This window comes from Kitasatospora papulosa (assembly GCF_000717245.1).
Classification (GTDB): domain Bacteria; phylum Actinomycetota; class Actinomycetes; order Streptomycetales; family Streptomycetaceae; genus Streptomyces; species Streptomyces papulosus.
This window is the reverse complement of record NZ_JNYQ01000013.1, coordinates 121,319-143,005: the sequence shown is the minus strand read 5'-3', so window position 1 is coordinate 143,005 and position 21,687 is coordinate 121,319. Positions and strand designations below refer to the sequence as shown.

Annotated in this window: 14 protein-coding genes; 10 read left to right on the top strand and 4 right to left on the bottom strand. The window is 71.3% G+C overall.

Going from position 1 to position 21,687, the window contains the following annotated elements:
• Nucleotides 1–57: 57 nt before the first annotated feature.
• Nucleotides 58–2,100: a PA14 domain-containing protein gene (locus IA22_RS0127680; protein WP_014153828.1), complete on the bottom strand. Its 2,043-nt coding sequence runs from the start codon at nucleotides 2,098–2,100 to the stop codon at nucleotides 58–60.
• A 187-nt stretch (nucleotides 2,101–2,287) separates the two neighbouring features.
• Complete coding sequence (locus IA22_RS0127675; RefSeq protein ID WP_014153827.1) at nucleotides 2,288–3,229, bottom strand: CAP domain-containing protein; 942 nt, start codon at nucleotides 3,227–3,229, stop codon at nucleotides 2,288–2,290.
• Between the two features lie 155 nt (nucleotides 3,230–3,384).
• Between IA22_RS0127675 and IA22_RS34285 the strand changes: the two genes are divergently transcribed.
• The 4 genes from IA22_RS34285 (at nucleotide 3,385) to IA22_RS0127655 (ending at nucleotide 10,036) form a co-directional block, all read left to right on the top strand.
• A complete protein-coding gene (locus tag IA22_RS34285) occupies nucleotides 3,385–3,666 on the top strand; it encodes an acylphosphatase (RefSeq protein WP_014153826.1) in 282 nt (93 codons plus the stop codon).
• 438 nt (nucleotides 3,667–4,104) lie between these two features.
• On the top strand, nucleotides 4,105–4,314 hold the full coding sequence (locus IA22_RS0127665; RefSeq protein ID WP_014153825.1) for a hypothetical protein: 210 nt from the start codon (nucleotides 4,105–4,107) through the stop codon (nucleotides 4,312–4,314).
• A 311-nt stretch (nucleotides 4,315–4,625) separates the two neighbouring features.
• Nucleotides 4,626–8,384 carry an AAA family ATPase gene (locus IA22_RS0127660; protein ID WP_014153824.1) on the top strand — a complete coding sequence of 1,253 codons (3,759 nt, stop codon included), beginning with the start codon at nucleotides 4,626–4,628 and terminating at the stop codon, nucleotides 8,382–8,384.
• A 233-nt stretch (nucleotides 8,385–8,617) separates the two neighbouring features.
• Nucleotides 8,618–10,036, top strand: a complete 1,419-nt coding sequence (locus IA22_RS0127655; protein ID WP_014153823.1) for a sugar porter family MFS transporter — start codon at nucleotides 8,618–8,620, stop codon at nucleotides 10,034–10,036.
• 110 nt (nucleotides 10,037–10,146) lie between these two features.
• On the opposite strand, the gene IA22_RS0127650 is transcribed toward IA22_RS0127655, so the two are convergent.
• Nucleotides 10,147–11,538: a purine-cytosine permease family protein gene (locus tag IA22_RS0127650; RefSeq protein ID WP_014153822.1), complete on the bottom strand. Its 1,392-nt coding sequence runs from the start codon at nucleotides 11,536–11,538 to the stop codon at nucleotides 10,147–10,149.
• A 110-nt stretch (nucleotides 11,539–11,648) separates the two neighbouring features.
• On the opposite strand from IA22_RS0127650, the gene ftsY reads away from it, so the two are divergent.
• Entirely contained in the window at nucleotides 11,649–12,854 is a 1,206-nt protein-coding gene (gene ftsY / locus IA22_RS0127645) for a signal recognition particle-docking protein FtsY (protein ID WP_015578905.1), read from the top strand.
• A 64-nt stretch (nucleotides 12,855–12,918) separates the two neighbouring features.
• On the opposite strand, the gene IA22_RS0127640 is transcribed toward ftsY, so the two are convergent.
• Complete coding sequence (locus IA22_RS0127640) at nucleotides 12,919–13,566, bottom strand: bifunctional DNA primase/polymerase (protein WP_014153820.1); 648 nt, start codon at nucleotides 13,564–13,566, stop codon at nucleotides 12,919–12,921.
• 442 nt (nucleotides 13,567–14,008) lie between these two features.
• On the opposite strand from IA22_RS0127640, the gene nsdA reads away from it, so the two are divergent.
• The 5 genes from nsdA to ffh all read left to right on the top strand — a co-directional run bounded on the left by nsdA (nucleotide 14,009) and on the right by ffh (nucleotide 21,661).
• Nucleotides 14,009–15,484: a transcriptional repressor NsdA gene (gene nsdA / locus IA22_RS0127635; protein ID WP_030125174.1), complete on the top strand. Its 1,476-nt coding sequence runs from the start codon at nucleotides 14,009–14,011 to the stop codon at nucleotides 15,482–15,484.
• Nucleotides 15,485–15,821: 337 nt separating this feature from the next.
• Nucleotides 15,822–17,174, top strand: coding sequence for an ammonium transporter (locus tag IA22_RS0127630; protein WP_014153818.1), 1,353 nt, complete (start codon nucleotides 15,822–15,824; stop codon nucleotides 17,172–17,174).
• Entirely contained in the window at nucleotides 17,171–17,509 is a 339-nt protein-coding gene (locus tag IA22_RS0127625) for a P-II family nitrogen regulator (protein ID WP_014153817.1), read from the top strand. The genes IA22_RS0127630 and IA22_RS0127625 overlap by 4 nt, the downstream gene beginning before the upstream one ends.
• A gap of 32 nt (nucleotides 17,510–17,541) precedes the next feature.
• Entirely contained in the window at nucleotides 17,542–19,992 is a 2,451-nt protein-coding gene (locus tag IA22_RS0127620; RefSeq protein WP_030125173.1) for a [protein-PII] uridylyltransferase, read from the top strand.
• Between the two features lie 121 nt (nucleotides 19,993–20,113).
• Nucleotides 20,114–21,661 carry a signal recognition particle protein gene (gene ffh / locus IA22_RS0127615; protein WP_015578910.1) on the top strand — a complete coding sequence of 516 codons (1,548 nt, stop codon included), beginning with the start codon at nucleotides 20,114–20,116 and terminating at the stop codon, nucleotides 21,659–21,661.
• The last annotated feature ends 26 nt before the right edge of the window (nucleotides 21,662–21,687 follow it).

The following is a 21,687-nucleotide window of genomic DNA, read 5'->3' as shown; positions in this document are numbered from 1 at the left end:
GACCGCCAGCTTACGCCGGTGCAGCGCTCACTTCCGGTGAGCGCTGCACCGGCCTGTTCAGCGGGTCACGACGGCCGTCTCGCTCGCGCCCGACTCGGTGCCGTCCGCGTAGAGGACCGAGACGCGGTAGTACACCGTGCTCGCCGGCGGCGCGGCAGGGTCACGCCAGTGCCACGAGGTGACGGCGTCCCTGGGCTCCGTGCGCACCAGGTCGAAGACCCCGGTCTGCGGGTTCCAGCGCCGGACGGCGAAACCGGTGACGTCGGCGAGGTTCTCGGAACTGCCGAGCGCCCAGGAGAGCCACGCGTTCTGGTCGGAACCCAGGTAGGCGAGGGGCGCCCCCGTCGCGGCCGGGGCGGCCGGGCGAAGGTCCAGCTCGGTGACGTCGACGGTGGTGGCGCCTCCGGGGCCGGGGGCCAGCTGGTTCCCGTACTGGTCCACGGCGACCACGCCGTACCGGACCTGCTGGCCGTCCGCGGGTACGGCGTCGTGGAACGTCGTCCCGGTGATCTGCCACGGCTGGAAATCCGACGGGTGCGGCACCGCGGTGTAGGTCCACCGTCCGTCGGCCAGGGCGCCGCGCATCAGGAGGTAGTGCGCGACTCCGGGACTCTCGCTCCGGTCCCAGGAGACGGTGACGCCGTTCTCCTCGGGCACGGCGGTCACGCCGGTCACGGCCGCGGGCGCGGTCGTGTTCCCGACGACGGTGAGCGTCAGCTCCTCGGACGGGGTCCCTCCGTTGCCCTCGTGGTCCAGGGCCACGACCCGGTACGCGTAGGTGACACCGGGCGGCGGGGCGGCGTCCGTGAAGTTGGTCCCCCGCACGCCGGCGGCGACCTCCGTACGCCTCGCGTTCGCGGTCCCCGGACGGCTGGTCCGGAAGACCGAGTACCCGGCGAAGTCGGCACTGGTCCTCTCGGACGCGTCCCAGGTCACGGTGACCCCTGCCTCGCTCTCCGAGGCACGCGCGTTGAGCGCGGTGTCGACGGGACCGGTCAGGTCGTCGCTGTAGTACATCGCGGTACCGGAGGGCGCCGACTCGTTGCCGTGGGTGTCGACCGCCGTCACGACGTAGTAGTAGACGTCACCCGTCTGCGGAAGCGGTCCGCGGTATCCGCCGCCCGACGAGGCGAGGCGGTTGGCGGCCGTGAGGGCGACCGGCCGGGACGTCGAGCGGTAGACCCGGTACTCGGCGAGGTCGGGCTCGGTGTTGCCGTCCCAGTAGAGAGTGATCTCGGTGGGGCTGCCCATGGCCCAGTTGTCCTCGACGCCCTTCGGGGCGGCGGGGGCGACGCGGTCCACGGTGGTGACGGCGAGGTCGGCGGTGCCGGACGAGGCGTTGCCCGCCTTGTCGTACGCGCGCACCTCGTAGTAGTAGACGTTGCCGTCCTTCGGCACGGCCGTGTCGGTGTACGAGGTGGAGGTGGTGGTGGCCAGGGGCTGCGCGGGGTAGGCGGCTCCCTTCAGCCGCCGGTAGACGCGGTACCCGGCGAGGTCCATCTCCTTGTTCCTGGCCCAGGCGACCTTCGTCGACGTGGTGGCGGCGTCGTAGGCGACGGTGGTGCCCGTGGGGACCAGTGGCTTGACCTTGTCGACGCTCGCGGAGGCGCGGGGCGTGTAGGCGAACCTGACGTTCGCGGCGCCGGTCCAGTTCACGAAGTCGACACGGAGGCTGTGCGTCCCCTTGGGGATCGTCACATTGACCGTCCTGGAGACGGTGGTGGAGACGTTCTTCCACACGTCGACCTTGCGCACGCCGTCGACGTAGACGCGGATGCCGTCGCGGGTGGCGGCGGTGAACGTGAACGGGCCGCCGGAACCGAAGTCACGGGTCATGGACCAGCGGACCCCGAAGTTGTCGGCGGGCATCCCCTTGTAACCGGGTGCGCCCGTGCCCCAGTTCTGGTCGATCACGGAGTCGCAGTCCGTGCCCTTGGGCGTCCCGGTGAACGTCGTGTTCGCGTAGAACGTCCGCTTGAAGACGGGAGATGCACAGGTCACGGCTGCCGAGGCGGGGGCAGCCGCCGCGAGCAGGGTGCCCGCGGTGGAGAGTACGACGGCGGCGGCCGTGGCCGCCGTGGTGCCTCTGGGTCGGTTCATGCGTTCCTTCGCTTCTGATCATCTGAGTCACGAAGTGACTGCTGACGATCAAGACTCTTTCGAAGGGGGCATGGTTGTAGGCCGCCGACGCGGTTCGCCGGTTACCGGGCCGGACAGCGCGAGACCCCTGCCGGTCCTGGGACGGGCAGGGGTCCTCGTCGCGCCGGCCGTCGAGGCCGTGGGCCGGTCAGAAGCCGAAGTCCTGCGTCCACCAGGGGCCGCCGGAGCCGAGGTGGACGCCCACGCCGAGCGTCTTGTAGTCGCAGTTGAGGATGTTCGCCCGGTGGCCCTCACTGTTCATCCAGGCGTCCATCACGGCCTGTGCGTCGGCCTGGCCACGGGCGATGTTCTCGCCGCCCAGCCCTTGCACCCCGGCTGCCGAGGCACGGTCCCAGGGGGTCGCACCGTCGGGATCGGTGTGGCCGAAGAAGTCCCGGGCCGCCATGTCCTCGCTGAAGTCCTGGGCGAGTGCCGTGAGCGGGGCACTGGTGGTGACCGGGCTGCAGCCGACCTTCGCGCGCTCCTGGTTGACCAGGGCCAGCACGGCCGCCTGGGCGGAGGTGGCGGACGGACTCGACGAAGGGGTGGCCTTGCCGGTCGGGGCGGCCGAGGAGGGCTTCGGAGCGGCCGGGGCCGTGGTCGCCGGGGCCGACGAGGACTTCTTCGGTGTGGCGGCCGGGGCCTTCGTCCGTTCCGGCGCCTTCGACGCGGACTTCGACGCGGAGGCGGACGGCTCGGCGCTCGGCTTCGCGCTGGGAGTCGCGGAGGGGGAGTTCGAGGGTGAGGCCGAACGGCCGGACCCCCTGTCGGCCTCGGCCGACGCGGAGGCGGAGGTGCGCCCGGTCGGCTCGTCGGAGGACTCGCCCTGGGTCAGAAGGTCGGGAGCGCCGCCCGCGTGGACCTGGTCGGCGGCCCCGCCGCCGCTGATGCTGTAGGTGTCGCCTCCCGGCAGCAGGCCGGACGCGACGGCGACGGCACCGACGGCCACGGCCGCGGAGACGCCGAGGAGCCCGGCGCGTACGGGTAGGCCCGCACGCTTCTTCCGGCGTGCACCGCGGTGGCCGTCCTCCGTGCCCGCCGCGTGCTGCTCAGCGGCGGGGGCCGCGCCTGCGCGTCGATGCCGTCCCATGCGCTGTGCCTTCCTCGTGCTCCGGGCGTCGTTCCGACGTCACCGTATTCAAGATCCGACTCACCCGAACGGGTGAGGCTATTGCGAGGGGACCTTACGCCATGGCTGATTGGGGCGGCGTGCTGCTTGAGCAATTGGCCGGTTAGCGTTCGGGCATGAACGAAGATGCACGCCTTGTCGTCTGGGTACGCGGCCGAGTACAGCAAGTAGGGTTCCGCTGGTTCACCAGGGAAAATGCTTTGGAGATCGGAAAGCTCACCGGCTTCGCGCTCAATCTCGACGACGGCCGGGTGCAGGTGGTGGCCGAAGGGCCGCGTGAGAATTGCCACCGTCTGCTGGAGTGGCTCGGCTCCGACGACACACCCGGGCGCGTGGACGGCGTCACTGAGATCTGGGACACGCCGCGCGGTGGTTACGAGGGATTCGCGGTCCGCTGATTCCGGCCCGGAAATGAGGGCCGGGTCCGCCGGGTGGTCAAAGGGTGGCGCACGGTCACCCGGAGGTGTGCCGAGGGGGCCGCACCCGAAATGACCTGCGGAAGGAGCCGGCGCATGTACATGGTTGCCAAGACGCGCGCGTCATGCCAGGCTGCGGCATTGACGAAGATCTCGTGCCCCACGGGAACCCCGCAGGAGAGCCGCGCCGCATGATCGTCAGGCCGCGCGCCCCCGGGACACCCGGCCCGTCGGCGTGTGATCGTGTTGACCGTCAAACTTTTTGGTGAGACGCTGAAATCCCCGCGCACCTTAGCTGTTCGGCAGAGCTGGAGACAGCGGAACAGCAGTGGACACAGAGCACTGCCGAACACCGCGGGTGCGATTCCCATACGACCCACACCGCATCGGTCGGTCACTCAGTGTGGAGGACCAAGCATCATGGCAAAGGCGCTTCTCGGTTACGTCGGCGGTTCCGACCCGCGACTCCTCGCCGAGATGCGACGGCTTCAGAAGCGCGTCCAGGACCTGGAATCCGAGCTCGTACGGATCCAGGACGAGAACGACGCGCTCAACGCCGCCGCCCAGCACGAGTCGCTGCTCGACAGCATCGACATCGACGTACCCCAGGCGGAGCCCGCGCTGACCTGACCCCCAGGCCCTGCCGGGGCCGGTCGGGCCACACGTCACCCGCTCGGGATCAACCACAGAAGTCTTCGTCACGGATCGTCGTCCTGGACCACCGAGGATCGCTCGGGATCCGGCCGGTTCGCGCGATCCGTCACGCAAGGCTGTGCTCGGATGACCGCACAGCACACCGTGCGGCATTCACCAGGGACGCTTCGGCGTCCCTTTTCCCTTTCCCCCCGGCTCCGTCCCCGCCCTACCGCTCTTCGCCTACCGTCTGATGTGCCCTGCACCTTCATCAGCGAAACCGGGAGTGAAAGGTAGAGTCCGGCGGCGTGCACCTCAAGGCCCTGACCCTCCGCGGTTTCAAATCGTTCGCCTCCGCCACGACACTTCGGTTCGAACCGGGGATCACCTGCGTCGTCGGCCCCAATGGTTCGGGCAAATCCAATGTGGTGGACGCGCTCTCCTGGGTCATGGGTGAGCAGGGGGCGAAATCCCTGCGCGGCGGCAAGATGGAAGACGTGATCTTCGCCGGCACCACGGGAAGGCCGCCCCTGGGACGCGCGGAAGTGTCGTTGACGATCGACAATTCCGACGGCGCGCTGCCCATCGAGTACGCCGAAGTGACGATCACCCGGATCATGTTCCGCAACGGCGGCAGCGAATACCAGATCAATGGCGACACCTGCCGACTGCTCGACATCCAGGAACTCCTCTCGGACTCCGGCATCGGCCGCGAGATGCACGTCATCGTCGGCCAGGGCCGGCTGGACTCCGTCCTGCACGCCGATCCGACCGGGCGCCGCGCGTTCATCGAAGAGGCGGCGGGCGTGCTCAAGCACCGCAAGCGCAAGGAGAAGGCGCTGCGGAAACTGGAGGCGATGGGCGCGAACCTCGCCCGGGTCCAGGACCTCACCGACGAACTGCGCCGCCAGCTCAAGCCGCTGGGCCGGCAGGCGGCCGTGGCCCGCCGGGCCGCCGTCATCCAGGCGGACCTGCGGGACGCCCGGCTGCGGCTCCTCGCCGACGACCTGGTGCGGCTGCGGGAGGCGCTGCGTGAGGAGATCGCCGACGAGGCGGCCCTCAAGCAGCGCCGGGAGGCGACGGAGTCCGAACTCAAGGCGGCGCTCGCCCGCGAGGCAGGCCTGGAGGACGAGGTGCGCAGGCTGGCGCCGCGACTGCAGCGGGCCCAGCAGACCTGGTACGACCTCTCGCAGCTGGCCGAGCGGGTGCGGGGGACGATCTCGCTCGCCGATGCCCGGGTGAAGAGCGCCACCGCGGCTCCTGAGGAGGAACGGCGCGGGCGCGACCCGGAGGACATGGAACGCGAGGCATCCCGGATCCGCGAGCAGGAGGCGGAGCTGGAGGCGGCGCTCGAAGCGGCGGAGCACGCCCTGGAGGACACCACCGCGCACCGGGCGGACCTGGAGCGGGAGCTGGCCTCCGAGGAGCGCAGGCTCCGGGACGCCGCCCGGGCCATCGCCGACCGGCGCGAAGGGCTCGCCCGGCTCAGCGGCCAGGTCAACGCCGCCCGCGGCCGGGCGGCTTCGGCGCAGGCCGAGATCGACCGGCTGGCCTCGTCCCGGGACGAGGCGCGGGAGCGCGCGGTCGCGGCCCAGGAGGAGTACGAGCAGCTCAAGGCCGAGGTCGAGGGCCTGGACGCGGGCGACACGGAGCTGGCGGAGCGGCACGACGCCGCCGAGAGGGAGCTCTCCGCGGCGGAGGAGGCCCTGACCACGGCACGTGACGCCGTCACCGCCGCGGAGCGCAGCCGCGCGGCCGTGTCCGCCCGGCACGAGGCACTCGCGCTGGGACTGCGGCGCAAGGACGGCACCGGAGTGCTGCTCGGCGCGGGGGACCGGCTCTCCGGTCTGCTGGGCCCTCTCGCCGAACTGCTCACGGTGGCCCCGGGGCACGAGGTGGCGGTGGCGGCGGCTCTCGGCGCCGCCGCCGACGCCGTCGCCGTGACGGATCCCACCACGGCCGCCGACGCGATCCGCCTGCTGCGCAAGCAGGACGCGGGGCGCGCGGTACTGGTCCTGGGCGGAGCGAGAGCCGGCCAGGTGCCGGCGCAGGGGACGGAACCGCTGCCGGGCACCCCGGCCGGCCAGCTGCCGGGGCAGGCTTCCGGGGCCGGGCAGGGCCGCGCCGTCGGCGCCGTGTCCGGTGCGGACCAGGCCGTCGCGAACCCGTTCCCTGCCTCAGGTGACCCGGACCGGGCCGGCCGGGCCGATCCGTCCGGGACCTCGGTCGCCACCGGGGAGTGCGCCGCGCCCGCCGTCGCCGGCCTGCTGCAGGGGCCCGCCGAACTGATGGCGGCCGTACGGCGGCTGGTGCGTGACATGGTCGTCGTGGGAACGCTGGAGGACGCCGAGGAACTGGTCGCCGCGCACCCCGGGCTGACCGCCGTCACCGCCGAGGGCGACGTCCTGGGCGCCCACTTCGCACACGGCGGGTCGGCCGGGGCGCCCAGCCTGCTGGAGGTCCAGGCCTCGGTCGACGAGGCCGCCACGGAGCTGGCGGCGCTCGCCGTGCGCTGCGACCGGCTGGCCTCGGACCAGCGTGCCGCGGCTGCCCTGCGCGCCGGGTGCGCGGCCCGGGTGGAGGAACTCAGGGAGCGGCGCCGGTCGGCCGAGCGGGAGAGGTCCGGGGTGGCGCAGCAGCTCGGGCGCCTGGCCGGGCAGGCACGGGGCGCCGCCGGTGAGGCGGAGCGGACGACGGCGTCCGCGGCGCGCGCGCAGGAGGCGCTGGAGCGGGCCACCGAGGAGGCCGAGGAGCTGGCGGAGAGGCTGCTGGTCGCGGAGGAGACCCCGGTCGAGGAGGAACCCGACACCTCCGTCCGGGACCGGCTCGCCGCCGACGGCGCCAACGCACGCCAGACCGAGATGGAGGCCAGGCTCCAGGCCCGTACGCACGAGGAACGGGTCAAGGCGCTCGCCGGTCGTGCCGACGCACTCGACCGAGGGGCCCGTGCCGAGCGCGAGGCACGCGCCCGTGCCGAACAGCGTCGCGCCCGGTTGCGCCACGAGGCCGCCGTGGCCACCGCGGTGGCGTCGGGAGCCCGGCAGCTGCTCGCGCACGTCGAGGTGTCGGTCGTACGGGCGGACGAGGAACGGACCAGGGCCGAGGCGGCGAAGGCCGAGCGTGAACGGGACCTGGCGGCCGAACGCGGCCGGGGCCGGGACCTCAAGGGTGAGCTCGACCGGCTCACCGACTCCGTGCACCGGGGCGAGGTGCTCGGGGCCGAGAAACGGCTGCGCATGGAGCAGGTGGAGGCCAAGGCGCTGGAGGAGTTCGGCGTCGAGCCGGCCGGGCTGGCCGCGGAGTACGGCCCCGAGCAGCTGGTACCGCCGTCCCCCGCGGCGGAGGGGGAGGAGCTTCCCGCGGATCCCGGGCATCCGCGCAACCAGCCGAAGCCGTTCGTCAGGGCCGAGCAGGAGAAGCGTCTGAAGACGGCCGAACGGGCGTACCAGCAACTCGGGAAGGTGAATCCGCTCGCCCTGGAGGAGTTCTCGGCACTGGAGGAGCGGCACAAGTTCCTCTCCGAGCAGCTCGAAGACCTGAAGAAGACCCGCGCGGATCTGATGCAGGTGATCAAGGAGGTCGACGAGCGGGTCGAGCAGGTGTTCACGGAGGCGTTCCGGGACACCGCCCGCGAGTTCGAGGGCGTCTTCTCCCGGCTCTTCCCGGGGGGCGAGGGCCGTCTCGTCCTCACCGATCCGGACAACATGCTGACGACCGGTCTCGACGTCGAGGCGCGGCCGCCGGGCAAGAAGGTCAAGCGTCTCTCGCTGCTGTCCGGCGGTGAGCGATCCCTGACGGCCGTTGCCCTGCTGGTGTCCATCTTCAAGGCCCGGCCGAGTCCCTTCTACGTCATGGACGAGGTCGAGGCGGCGCTCGACGACACCAATCTGCAGCGGCTGATCCGGATCATGGAGGAGCTCCAGGAGAGCTCCCAGCTCATCGTGATCACGCACCAGAAACGCACGATGGAGGTCGCCGACGCCCTGTACGGCGTCTCGATGCAGGGGGACGGAGTCTCCAAGGTGATCAGCCAGCGGCTCCGCCGGGAGCCCTCGCGCCTCGACTGACGGGTGCTCACACGCTCTTTACCTAATCTTCAACACTTCAACGCACCTTTTGGGTGTTCCTGGGTACTTGTGAAGGACTGTTTCGCCCGAACCCGACTCTTGACTTCGAAACTTGAACGCATAACCTCAGCAATGTTGTTTTTACCTTCAAGTGGTGGTCGGCCAGAAGTTGTGCGCCACTAGGAGGGCTCACCCCCCACACCTGACGTTGTTGCCAGGTACCAGGAGTTCATGTGACCAGCACAGCGAGCGGACCGGAGTCCGGGGCCCGAGGGGCACACCCGGACCATCTCGGCCACGTCATCTTCATCACGGCTGCCGCGGCGATGGGCGGCTTCCTCTTCGGCTACGACAGCTCCGTGATCAACGGCGCCGTCGAGGCCATCCGGGACCGCTACGACATCGGGTCGGGGACACTGGCGCAGGTCATCGCCATCGCCCTGATCGGCTGTGCCATCGGCGCGGCCACGGCGGGGCGCATCGCCGACCGGATCGGCCGTATCCGCTGCATGCAGATCGCCTCGGTGCTGTTCACCATCAGCGCCGTCGGCTCGGCGCTGCCGTTCGCCCTCTGGGACCTCGCCATGTGGCGGATCATCGGCGGCTTCGCGATCGGCATGGCCTCGGTCATCGGCCCGGCGTACATCGCCGAGGTCTCGCCGCCCGCCTACCGCGGGCGTCTCGGGTCCTTCCAGCAGGCGGCCATCGTCGTCGGCATCGCCATCTCGCAGCTGGTCAACTACGGCATCCTGCAGATCGCCGACGGCGACCAGCGCGGTGAGATCGCCGGCTTCGAGGCCTGGCAGTGGATGCTCGGCGTGATGGTCGTGCCGGCCATCCTGTACGGGCTCCTGTCCTTCGTGATCCCCGAGTCACCGCGCTTCCTGATCTCCGTCGGCAAGAGGGACCGCGCCCGGAAGATCCTCGAAGAGGTCGAGGGCAAGAACGTCGACCTCGACGCGCGCGTGGACGAGATCGAGACGGCCATGCGCCGCGAGCACAAGTCCAAGTTCAGCGACCTGCTCGGCAGCCGTTTCGGCTTCCTGCCGATCGTCTGGGTCGGTATCGGACTGTCGGTCTTCCAGCAGCTCGTCGGCATCAACGTCGCGTTCTACTACTCGGCGACGCTGTGGCAGTCCGTGGGCATCGACCCGACCGACTCGTTCTTCTACTCCTTCACCACGTCGATCATCAACATCATCGGCACCGTGATCGCCATGATCCTGGTGGACCGGGTGGGCCGCAGGCCCCTCGCGCTCATCGGGTCCACCGGCATGGCGATCGCCCTGGCCTTCGAGGCGTGGGCCTTCTCCGCCGACCTCGTCGACGGCAAGCTGCCCACGACGCAGGGCACCGTGGCCCTGATCGCGGCCCACGTCTTCGTGCTCTTCTTCGCCCTGTCATGGGGTGTCGTGGTCTGGGTCTTCCTCGGTGAGATGTTCCCGAACCGCATCCGGGCCGCTGCCCTCGGCGTCGCCGCCTCCGCGCAATGGATCGCCAACTGGGCGATCACCGCGAGCTTCCCGAGCCTGGCCGACTGGAACCTCTCGGGCACCTACATCATCTACACCTGCTTCGCCGTGCTCTCGATCCCCTTCGTGCTCAAGTTCGTGAAGGAGACCAAGGGCAAGGCGCTGGAGGAGATGGGCTAATCCCCGCTGCCCCTCTCCTCGAACCACCCGCTGCCCCGGTCCGGCCCATGCCGGACCGGGGCAGCGCGCTGTCCGGACGGGCCGGAGCGGTGCCGGCCGCCGGCGCGCTGTCAGAACCGGGCCGGCGCCCCGACCGTGCCGTCCGCCGGTCGCGGCAGCGCCGCGTACACGCCCGCCGCGACGAGGATCGTGACCGCCCAGCCCAGTCCGTGACGCCCGGTCCAGGAGGTGCCCAGCGGTCCGGTGAACCACTCCACGTCGGTGAACAGCAGGCCCACCACGAGCGCCGCGCCCCAGGCGGCCATGGCCTGCCGGCTGTACCCGCCGGAGTACCAGTAGCCGCTGCGGGGCCTGGTGTCCATGAGGGCCGCGGAGTCGTACACACGGCCCCTGAGCAGGTCCACCCCGAAGACCCCGGTCCAGGCGGAGAACGTCACACCGAGCAGGGCGAGGAAGGAGAGGAAGGTGTCGACGAAACTCGTGGCCACCAGCATCAGCGTGCCGCCCAGCAGCAGGCTGATCGTCGCGTTCACGCCCACGGCCCAGGCCCGGGGGACCGCGAAGCCGAGGGTCTGGGCCGTGAAGCCGGCGGAGTACATCGACATCGCGTTGACCAGCACCATGCCGATGACGGCCGTCAGCAGGTACGGCACCGAGAGCCACCTCGGCAGCAGCTCGCCGATGAACGCCACGGGGTCCTTCGCGACGGCCAGGTGCGGTGAGCTCACCGCCATCACGGCGCCGGTCGCCACCATCGGAGGGATCGTGACGAGCGCCCCTCCCACGGCCGCGGCCACCATCGCGCGATCCGGTGCGGACCTGGGCAGGTAGCGGGCGAAGTCCGGTGCCGAGGGGACCCAGCTCAGGCCCCCGGCCACCAGCGTCCCGACCCCGGCGACCATCATCGCCGCCGGGCCCGGGGGCTGCTCCAGGACGCTCCGCCACGGGGCCGTTCCCACCAGGTGGCCGAGGACGAGGAGGCTCGCGCCCCCGAACAGGCCGACGGAGACCCCGGAGGCCACGCGCAGCGCACCGATCCCGATCCCCGACACGAGGAACCCGCCGGCGACGAAGGCCGTCAGGGTCACCAGGATCAGCGTGGGGGTGCTCCGGACGCCGAACAGCAGGTGCAGCACGGCCAGCAGGGCGTACGAGCCGGTGACCGCGTTCACGGTCTCCCAGCCCCAGCGGACCACCCACAGCAGGGCTCCGGGGAAGAGATTGCCGCGCTGCCCGAAGACCGCCCTGGACAGTGCCATACCCGGCGCCCCGCCGCGCTTGCCCGCCACGGACACGAGGCCCACGAGCCCGAAGGAGAGGACGGACGCCATGACGGCCACGGCCAGCACCTGCCATACGTTCAGCCCGTTGAAGACGGTGAGCCCGGCCCCCACCGTCAGCAGCAGCACGGTCAGGTTGGCCGTCACCCAGGTGGGGAAGAGGGTGCGGACCCGGCCGGTGCGCTCGTGATCGGGGACGGGGTCCAGGCCGCGGTTCTCCACGGGCAGCAGCGTACCTTTACCCCCAAACGTGGCAAACCGGCCATCCTGTGGACACCCGTCCCCTTCCGTGACCGCGCCGGACCGCGGCCGTGGCCGATACTGGACGCGTTATGGAAATCGTCATCCTTGCTGTAGTCATCGCCCTGGTCGCGGTCGGCCTGATCAGCGGGCTCGTGGTCAGCAGCCGCAAGAAGAAGCAGCTGCCGCCCTCGGCGCCGTCGAGCACGCCGACCATCACTCCTCCCGCCGAGCCCCGTGTCGGCGAGGAAGCCGAGACGCCGCGCGACGAAGCGCGGCGCACCATCGAGGAGGTCGGTCTCCCCGGCGCCGGTACTCCCGTCGAGGACACCCCGGTCGTCATCGAGCCGGAGGCACCCGAACTCGAGGTCCCCGAGCCCACCGCGGGCCGTCTGGTGCGGCTCCGCGCCCGGCTCGCGCGTTCGCAGAACTCCCTGGGCAAGGGCCTGCTCTCCCTCCTGTCCCGCGACAACCTCGACGAGGACACCTGGGAGGAGATCGAGGACACCCTCCTCACCGCCGACGTCGGTGTCGCGCCCACCCAGGAACTGGTGGAGCGGCTCCGTGAGCGCGTCCGCGTCCTCGGTACCCGTACGCCCGACGAGCTGCGCACCCTGCTGCGCGAGGAGCTCGTCACTCTGCTGGGCCCCGAACTCGACCGCGAGGTCAAGACGGAGGGCGGCGACACGACGCCCGGCGTCGTGATGGTCGTCGGGGTCAACGGCACCGGCAAGACGACCACGACGGGCAAGCTCGCCCGGGTGCTCGTCGCCGACGGCCGCAGCGTCGTGCTGGGCGCCGCGGACACCTTCCGCGCCGCCGCGGCCGACCAGCTCCAGACCTGGGGCGAACGCGTCGGAGCCCGCACGGTGCGCGGCCCCGAGGGCGGCGACCCCGCTTCGATCGCCTTCGACGCGGTGAAGGAAGGCATCGCCGAGGGCGCCGACGTCGTACTCATCGACACCGCCGGCCGGCTGCACACGAAGACCGGCCTGATGGACGAGCTCGGCAAGGTCAAGCGGGTCGTCGAGAAGCACGGCCCGCTCGACGAGGTGCTGCTCGTCCTCGACGCCACGACCGGACAGAACGGCCTCGTCCAGGCGCGGGTCTTCGCCGAGGTGGTCGACATCACCGGCATCGTCCTCACCAAGCTGGACGGCACCGCCAAGGGCGGCATCGTCATCGCCGTCCAGCGCGAGCTGGGCGTGCCCGTGAAGCTCATCGGCCTCGGGGAGGGACCGGACGACCTGGCCCCGTTCGAGCCGGGTGCCTTCGTCGACGCGCTGATCGGTGACTGACCGGTACATCCGCGTACAGGCGTGAAGGGCGGTGGACCCCGGAGGGGTCGCCGCCCTTCGGCGTTCACCAGCGGTGGCATATGTAGGCGAGGGTGCCCAGCAGCAGCCGGGCCTGCGGGGGAGCGGCGGTCGTACCGGGATCCGGCGGTCGCAGCCAGCGGACGGGGCCCAGCCCGCCGAGGTCGGACGGGGGAGCGGTGACGTACGCGCCACGACCCAGCGCACGCAGGTCCAGACCGGCGTCGTCCCAACCCATCCGGTAGAGCAGCCCCGGCAGTCCCACCGCGGCCCCGAGGGCCACGTAGAACTGGGTACGGCCGGTCGGTGTCACCGCGACCGGCCCCAGCGGCACTCCCAGGCGCTCCATCCGCACCAGGGCCCGCCGGCCCGCCGCCTCGGCGACGTCGAGCACGTCGAAGGTCCTGCCCACGGGGAGCAGCATCGCGGCCCCCGGCACCTGCGCCCAGGCCTCCGCCGCCGTTTCCGGGGTGGCGCCCGGCGGCACCTCCCGGGCGAAGTCCAGCGGATGGGCGCCGGGAGCGGCGCACGCGGAGTCGCCGCACGAGCAGACGCCTCCTGACGCGCGGGCGCCCGGAGCCACGGCCCAGCCCCAGAGTCCTGTGTACTCGGCCACCGCGGTCGCCCCGGCGGTACGGCCGCGGCGCCGTGTGCCGGACCGCATCTCCCGGATGCCGCCGATCGTGAAGCCCATGCCCCCTCCAACGGGTTCGACTCGCCGGTGGTTACGACCCGGAGTCCTCAGCACGCGACGTACTGCTCGAAGCACGTCGCACGCCGTCGATCCGCCGGCGCGTGAAGTGGCGTCCCTGGGGTGCGGCCCGAGGATCGCGCGCCCCTGAATGCTTCACTCCGCTCCTGTCTGATCGCGGCCTGTCAAGTGAATCGCGGACCGTGTCGAACAGGTTCATCCGAAGGGGTGGCGAATGGTGGCGTTTCCGCAACTGCCCTCGCCGCAGCGGTGATCGTAGGATTACCGTGGGTACTCGATCCTGCAATTGCATCTGCAGTTGAGTATGCCTCGGGCAATCCGCCGATCTGTTCGATGGCATGCGAGGCCGGTACGGACAGCGCCGGGGCGCGGCATTCTGATAGAGGTTCGCGCGACAGGTTTCAGCGGGGATGGGGGCGTTCCAGTGAGTGGCAGCGGCGCAGGCGAGACGAATACCGGAAAGCGCCCCAACGGGCAGTTGGGTTCGTGGTTCCTGCGCAGCGGCTGGTCGAAGGGTGAGCTCGCCCGCCAGGTGAACCGGCGGGCCCGCCAGCTGGGTGCCCATCACATCAGCACCGACACCTCCCGGGTGCGCCGCTGGCTGGACGGCGAACAGCCCCGCGAGCCCATCCCACGCATCCTCTCCGAGCTCTTCTCCGAGCGCTTCGGCGCCGTCGTCTCCGTCGAGGACCTCGGCCTGCGTGCGGCTCACCAGGCACCCTCGGTGGCGGGGGTCGACCTGCCCTGGGCGGGCCCGCAGACCGTCGCGCTGCTCAGCGAGTTCTCCCGCAGCGACCTGATGCTCGCCCGGCGCGGCTTCCTCGGCAGCTCCCTCGCCCTGGCCGCCGGCCCCACCCTCATCGAGCCCATGCAGCGCTGGCTGGTCCCCGTCACCCGCCCCGGACAGCCGGAACCCGAACTGCCCACCGCGGAGAGCCGCCCCTCGCGGCTCTCCGGCCCCGAGCTGGACCTGCTCGAATCCACCACGGCGATGTTCCGCCAGTGGGACGCGCAGTGCGGCGGCGGGCTGCGCCGCAAGGCCGTCGTCGGCCAGCTGCACGAGGTCACCGACCTGCTGCAGGAGCCGCAGCCCCGGGCCACCGCGAAACGCCTGTTCCGCTGCGCGGCCGAACTCGCCGAGCTCGCGGGCTGGATGAGCTACGACGTCGGCCTCCAGCCCACCGCCCAGAAGTACTTCGTCCTCGCGCTGCACGCCTCCAAGGAAGCGGGCGACAAGCCGCTGGGCTCGTACATCCTCTCCAGCATGAGCCGCCAGATGATCCACCTCGGCAGGCCCGACGACGCACTCGAACTCGTCCACCTCGCCCAGTACGGCAGCCGCGACTGCGCCACCGCCCGCGCCCAGGCCATGCTGTATGCGATGGAGGCGCGCGCCTACGCCAACATGGGCCAGCCCAGCAAGTGCAAGCGAGCGGTCCGGATGGCCGAGGACACCTTCGCCGACGCCGTCCTCGACGACGAGCCCGAGCCCGACTGGATCCGCTTCTTCTCCGAGGCCGAACTCCACGGCGAGAACTCGCACTCCTATCGTGACCTCGCCTATGTCGCCGGCCGCAGCCCCACGTACGCCTCGCTCGCCGAGCCCGTCATGGCCCGCGCCGTCGAGCTGTTCGGGGAGGACGACGAGCACCAGAGGTCCTACGCGCTCAACCTGATCGGCATGGCCACCGTCCATCTCCTCCAGCGCGAGCCGCAGGAGTCGGCCGTCCTCGCCACCAAGGCCCTGAGGATCGCCAAGAAGGTCCGGTCGGAGCGCGTCAACACCCGGCTGCGCAAGACCGTCGACACCGCTGCCAGGGACTTCGGGGACGTGTCCGAGGTCGCGGCGCTCACCGAGCTGCTCACCGAGCAGCTCCCGGAGACCGCCGAAGCGGTCTGACCGGAACCCCTGCCACCGGCCACGACGGCCGCCCCGTACCACCCGACTCGGCTCCCCCATTGCCAGGTCAGCGGGTCGCCGTCGTGGCCGGTTCACGTTCCCGGCGTTTCAACCGCACCGTATGCGGCGCGGGCAGCATGGTAGGCAGCACACCGGGACCGACACCCCCGGTTCATCGGTACGTAACACGCGGCGTTCCTTCGTCACTGCGGTGAAACACCGTGCGGCATCCGTGGAAACCGCGCTGCGCGAATCTCATGGCGCATAACCGGCCCGCACCTTTTCACCGTGGTCCCGCACCCCCGCACGTGGCCGCACCGACGACGAGGAGACGCCGATGCCCCCAGGCATCACGACGCTTGCCGCAGACGCCCCCGAGCTGTCTGCCGCCAACACAGGGTTCATGCTCATCTGCTCCGCGCTGGTGATGCTCATGACCCCGGGTCTGGCCTTCTTCTACGGAGGCATGGTCCGCGTCAAGAGCACCCTGAACATGCTGATGATGAGCTTCATCAGCCTCGGGATCGTCACGATCCTGTGGGTGCTCTACGGATTCAGCCTCGCCTTCGGCACCGACATCGGCTCCGTCATCGGCTGGAGCTCGGACTTCGTCGGCCTCAGCGGGATCGGCGTCACCGAACTCTGGGACGGCTACACCATCCCGGTGTACGTCTTCGCCGTCTTCCAGATGATGTTCGCCGTCCTCACCCCCGCCCTGATCAGCGGCGCCCTCGCCGACCGCGTCAAGTTCACCTCCTGGGCCCTGTTCGTCGCCCTGTGGGTCACCGTCGTCTACTTCCCGGTCGCGCACTGGGTCTGGGGCGCGGGCGGCTGGCTGTTCGAGCTGGGTGTCATCGACTTCGCGGGCGGCACGGCGGTCCACATCAACGCCGGTGCGGCGGCCCTCGGCGTGATCCTCGTCATCGGCAAGCGGGTCGGCTTCAAGAAGGACCCGATGCGGCCGCACAGCCTGCCGCTCGTCATGCTCGGCGCGGCCCTCCTGTGGTTCGGCTGGTTCGGCTTCAACGCGGGCTCCTGGCTCGGCAACGACGACGGCGTCGGCGCGGTCATGTTCGTCAACACGCAGGTCGCCACCGGTGCCGCGGTCCTCGGCTGGCTCGCCTACGAGAAGATCCGCCACGGCTCCTTCACCACCCTGGGCGCCGCCTCCGGCGCCGTCGCGGGCCTCGTCGCCATCACCCCCGCGGGCGGTGCGGTCAGTCCGCTCGGCGCCATCGCGATCGGCGTCATCGCCGGTGTCGTGTGCGCCATGGCCGTCGGCCTCAAGTACAGGTTCGGCTACGACGACTCCCTGGACGTCGTCGGCGTCCACCTCGTCGGCGGCATCCTCGGCTCCCTCCTCGTCGGCTTCTTCGCCACCGGTGGCGTGCAGTCCGACGCCAAGGGCCTCTTCTACGGCGGCGGACTCGAACAGCTCGGCAAGCAGGCCGTCGGCGTCTTCGCGGTCCTCGCCTACTCCCTGGTCGTCTCCGCGCTCCTGGCGCTCGTCCTCGACAGGACGATCGGGATGCGGGTCAGCGAGGACGACGAGGTCTCCGGCATCGACCAGGTCGAGCACGCCGAGACGGCGTACGACTTCAGCGGTGCCGGCGGCGGCTCCATCGCCCGCACCACGCCTCCGGCGCCCGGCACCGCGGCAGCCCCGACGAACAAGAAGGTGGACGCATGAAGCTCATCACCGCAGTCGTGAAGCCGCACCGGCTGGACGAGATCAAGGAGGCCCTCCAGGCCTTCGGCGTCCAGGGCCTCACGGTCACGGAGGCCAGCGGCTACGGGCGCCAGCGCGGCCACACCGAGGTCTACCGTGGAGCCGAGTACACCGTCGACCTCGTCCCGAAGATCCGCATCGAGGTGCTCGTCGAGGACGAGGACGCCGAACAGCTCGTCGACGTGGTCGTCAAGGCGGCCCGGACGGGCAAGATCGGTGACGGCAAGGTCTGGAGCGTGCCCGTCGACACCGCGATCCGCGTCCGCACCGGGGAACGCGGCCCGGACGCACTCTGACCGACGGTCCATGTGAACGGAAAGGCAGCCGGGTGACGAGCACCGAAGTGATGACCGAATCCGAGGACTCGGGACCCAGCGGCTACGCGGCGGCCCGGCTGCGCCTCCTCCAGCAGGAGGCGCGGTCCGGGCCGCCGCGCCGTGCCGCCCTGGCCCGGCTCACCGACGCATGGCTCGACGGGCTGTTCACCACGGCCGCCGAGAGGGCGGGCGTCCGCGGCGCCGCCCTCGTCGCCGTCGGCGGATACGGCCGCGGCGAGCTCTCGCCGCGCAGCGACCTCGACCTGCTGCTCCTGCACGACGGCACCGCCGACGCCGCGGCCGTCGCCGCGCTCGCCGACGGCATCTGGTACCCCGTCTGGGACCTCGGCCTCGCCCTCGACCACTCCGTACGCACGCCCGGCGAGGCGCGCAGGACCGCCGGGGAGGACCTCAAGGTCCAGCTCGGACTGCTCGACGCGCGGCCCGTCGCCGGAGACCTCGGCCTCGTCGCCGGACTGCGGACCACCGTCCTCGCCGACTGGCGCAACCAGGCCCCCAAACGACTCCCCGCCCTCGACGAGCTCTGCCGCGAACGGGCCGAGCGCATGGGCGAGCTCCAGTTCCTGCTGGAGCCCGATCTCAAGGAGGCCCGCGGCGGACTCCGCGACGCCACCGCCCTGCGCGCCGTCGCGGCGTCCTGGGTCGCGGACGCCCCTCGCGAAGGCCTCGCGGAAGCCCGCCGTACGCTGCTCGACGCGCGCGACGCGCTCCACCTGACCACCGGCCGGGCCACCGACCGCCTCGCCCTGCAGGAGCAGGACCAGGTCGCCGGGGCCCTCGGCCTGCTCGACGCCGACGCCCTGCTGCGCCAGGTCTACGAGGCCGCCCGCACCGTCTCCTACGCCACCGACGTCACCTGGCGCGAGGTCAACCGCGTCCTGCGCGCCCGCTCCGCACGGCCGCGGCTGCGGACGATCCTCGGCGGCGCCAAGGCCGCACCGGAGCGCACCCCGCTCGCCGAAGGCGTGGTCGAGGCCGACGGCGAGGTCGTCCTCGCGCGCACCGCCCGCCCCGAACGCGACCCCGTGCTCACCCTCAGGGCCGCCGCCGCGGCGGCGGAGGCGGGGCTGCCGCTCTCCCGCCACCTCGTACGCCACCTGGGCACCGCGGCACAGCCGCTCCCCGTCCCGTGGCCCTCCCGGGCCCGCGAGGAACTCGTCACCCTCCTCGGCGCCGGCGGGGCCACCGTCGCCGTCTGGGAGGCGCTGGAGGCGGAGGGCATCATCACCCGCCTGCTGCCCGACTGGGAGCGGGTGCACTGCCGGCCGCAGCGCAACCCCGTCCACACCTGGACCGTGGACCGGCACCTCGTCGAGACGGCCGTCCGCGCCTCCCACCTCACCCGCCGCGTCGGCCGCCCCGACCTCCTGCTGATCGCCGCCCTGCTCCACGACATCGGCAAGGGCTGGCCCGGGGACCACTCCGTGGCGGGCGAGGTCATCGCCCGCGACATGGCCGCGCGCATCGGTTTCGACAAGCAGGACGTCGCCGTGGTCGCCACCCTCGTGCGACACCACCTGCTGCTCATCGACACCGCCACCCGGCGCGACCTCGACGACCCCGCGACCGTCCGCTCCGTCGCCACGGCCGTGGGCAGCGCCTCGACCCTGGAACTCCTGCACGCCCTCACCGAGGCCGACGCCCTGGCCACCGGCCCGGCAGCGTGGAGCTCCTGGCGGGCCTCCCTCGTCGCCGACCTGGTCAAACGTGTCGCCGCCCTCCTCGCCGGCGAGGAACCGCCCGCCCCCGAACCGCTCGCCCCCGACGCCGAGCAGGAACGCCTCGCCGTCGAGGCCCTGCGCACCGGTGAGCCCGTCCTGTCCCTGCGCACCCGGCCCGAACCGGCGTCCGAGGACGGCGGACCCGAACCCGTCGGCGTCGAACTCCTCATCGCCCTGCCCGACCGTCCCGGAGTCCTGCCGGCGGCGGCCGGGGTCCTCGCACTGCACCGGCTCACCGTGCGCGCCGCCGACCTCCGCTCCGTCGAGCTCCCCACCGAGCTGGGCGAGACGGCCGGACTGCTGGTCCTCAGCTGGCGGGTCGCGGCCGAGTACGGTTCGCTCCCGCAGGCCGCGAGGCTCCGCACCGATCTCGTACGCGCCCTGGACGGCTCCCTGGACATCCGGGCCAGGCTCGCCGAACGCGAGGCGGCCTACCCGCGGCGGCGTGGAGTGAAGGCCCCGCCCCCCAGGGTGACCGTCGCCGCCGCGGGCTCACGCCTGGCCACGGTCATCGAGGTCCGCGCCCAGGACGCCCCCGGGCTGCTGCACCGGATCGGGCACGCGCTGGAGCAGAGCGCGGTGAGGGTGCGCAGCGCCCATGTCTCCACGCTCGGGGCGAACGCCGTGGACGCCTTCTACGTCACGGACCCGGACGGTGAACCACTGGCTCCGGAGCAGGCCGCGCAGGTGGCCCGGGAGGTGGAACGGGAGCTGGGCTGAACCCCCGGCCCGGGCCCGTTCGTCACGAGAAACGGCCGAGGGCTTTGCGTTCTCCGGGGTCCGGATACCCTGGAGGGCGACTGACCTGCCACGCCCCCGACCCTGAGGACCGACGAGCGCCGTGTTCGATACTCTCTCCGACCGCCTTAGCGCGACTTTCAAAAACCTCAGGGGCAAGGGCCGCTTGTCCGAGGCGGACATCGACGCCACGGCTCGCGAGATCCGTATCGCCCTGCTCGAGGCCGATGTCGCCCTCCCCGTCGTCCGCGCGTTCATCGCCAACATCAAGGAGCGGGCGCGCGGCGCCGAGGTCTCCCAGGCGCTGAACCCCGCCCAGCAGGTCGTGAAGATCGTCAACGAGGAGCTCGTCGGCATCCTCGGCGGCGAGACCCGGCGGCTGCGGTTCGCCAAGAACCCGCCCACCGTGATCATGCTCGCCGGTCTGCAGGGTGCCGGTAAGACCACCCTCGCCGGAAAGCTCGGCCTCTGGCTCAAGGCCCAGGGCCACTCCCCGCTGCTGGTCGCCTGCGACCTCCAGCGCCCCAACGCCGTCAACCAGCTGAGCGTCGTCGCCGAGCGCGCCGGTGTCGCGGTCTACGCGCCGCAGCCGGGCAACGGCGTGGGCGACCCGGTCGCGGTGGCCAAGGACTCCATCGAGTTCGCCAAGGCCAAGGTGCACGACATCGTCATCGTCGACACCGCCGGCCGCCTCGGCATCGACGAGGAGCTGATGCGGCAGGCCGCGGACATCCGCGACGCCGTCAGCCCCGACGAGATCCTCTTCGTCGTCGACGCGATGATCGGTCAGGACGCGGTCAACACCGCCGAGGCCTTCCGCGACGGCGTCGGCTTCGACGGCGTGGTGCTCTCCAAGCTCGACGGTGACGCCCGCGGTGGTGCCGCCCTGTCGATCGCCCACGTCACGGGCAAGCAGATCATGTTCGCGTCGAACGGTGAGAAGCTCGAGGACTTCGACGCCTTCCACCCCGACCGCATGGCGTCCCGCATCCTCGACATGGGTGACCTCCTCACCCTGATCGAGCAGGCGGAGAAGACCTTCAGCCAGGAAGAGGCCTCCAAAATGGCCTCCAAGCTGGCGTCGAGCAAGGGCAAGGACTTCACGCTCGACGACTTCCTGGCGCAGATGGAGCAGGTCAGGAAGATGGGCTCCATCTCCAAGCTGCTCGGGATGCTGCCCGGCATGGGGCAGATCAAGGACCAGATCAACAACATCGACGAGCGCGACGTGGACCGCACGGCCGCGATCATCAAGTCGATGACCCCCAAGGAGCGCGCCGAGCCGACGATCATCAACGGCTCGCGCCGGGCCCGTATCGCCAAGGGCTCCGGTGTCGAGGTCTCCGCGGTGAAGAACCTCGTGGAGCGCTTCTTCGAGGCCCGCAAGATGATGTCGAAGATGGCCCAGGGCGGAGGCATGCCCGGGATGCCGGGGATGCCCGGCATGGGTGGCGGCCCCGGCCGTCAGAAGAAGCAGGTCAAGCAGGCCAAGGGCAAGCGCAAGAGCGGCAACCCGATGAAGCGCAAGGCCGAGGAAGCGGCCGAGGCGGCCCGCCGGGAGCAGGCGGCCCAAGGCGGCGCGTTCAACCTGCCCGCGCAGGAGGACAAGAACTTCGAGCTGCCGGACGAGTTCAAGAAGTTCATGGGCTGACCGGTCCGCCGCACGCGTGAAGGGGC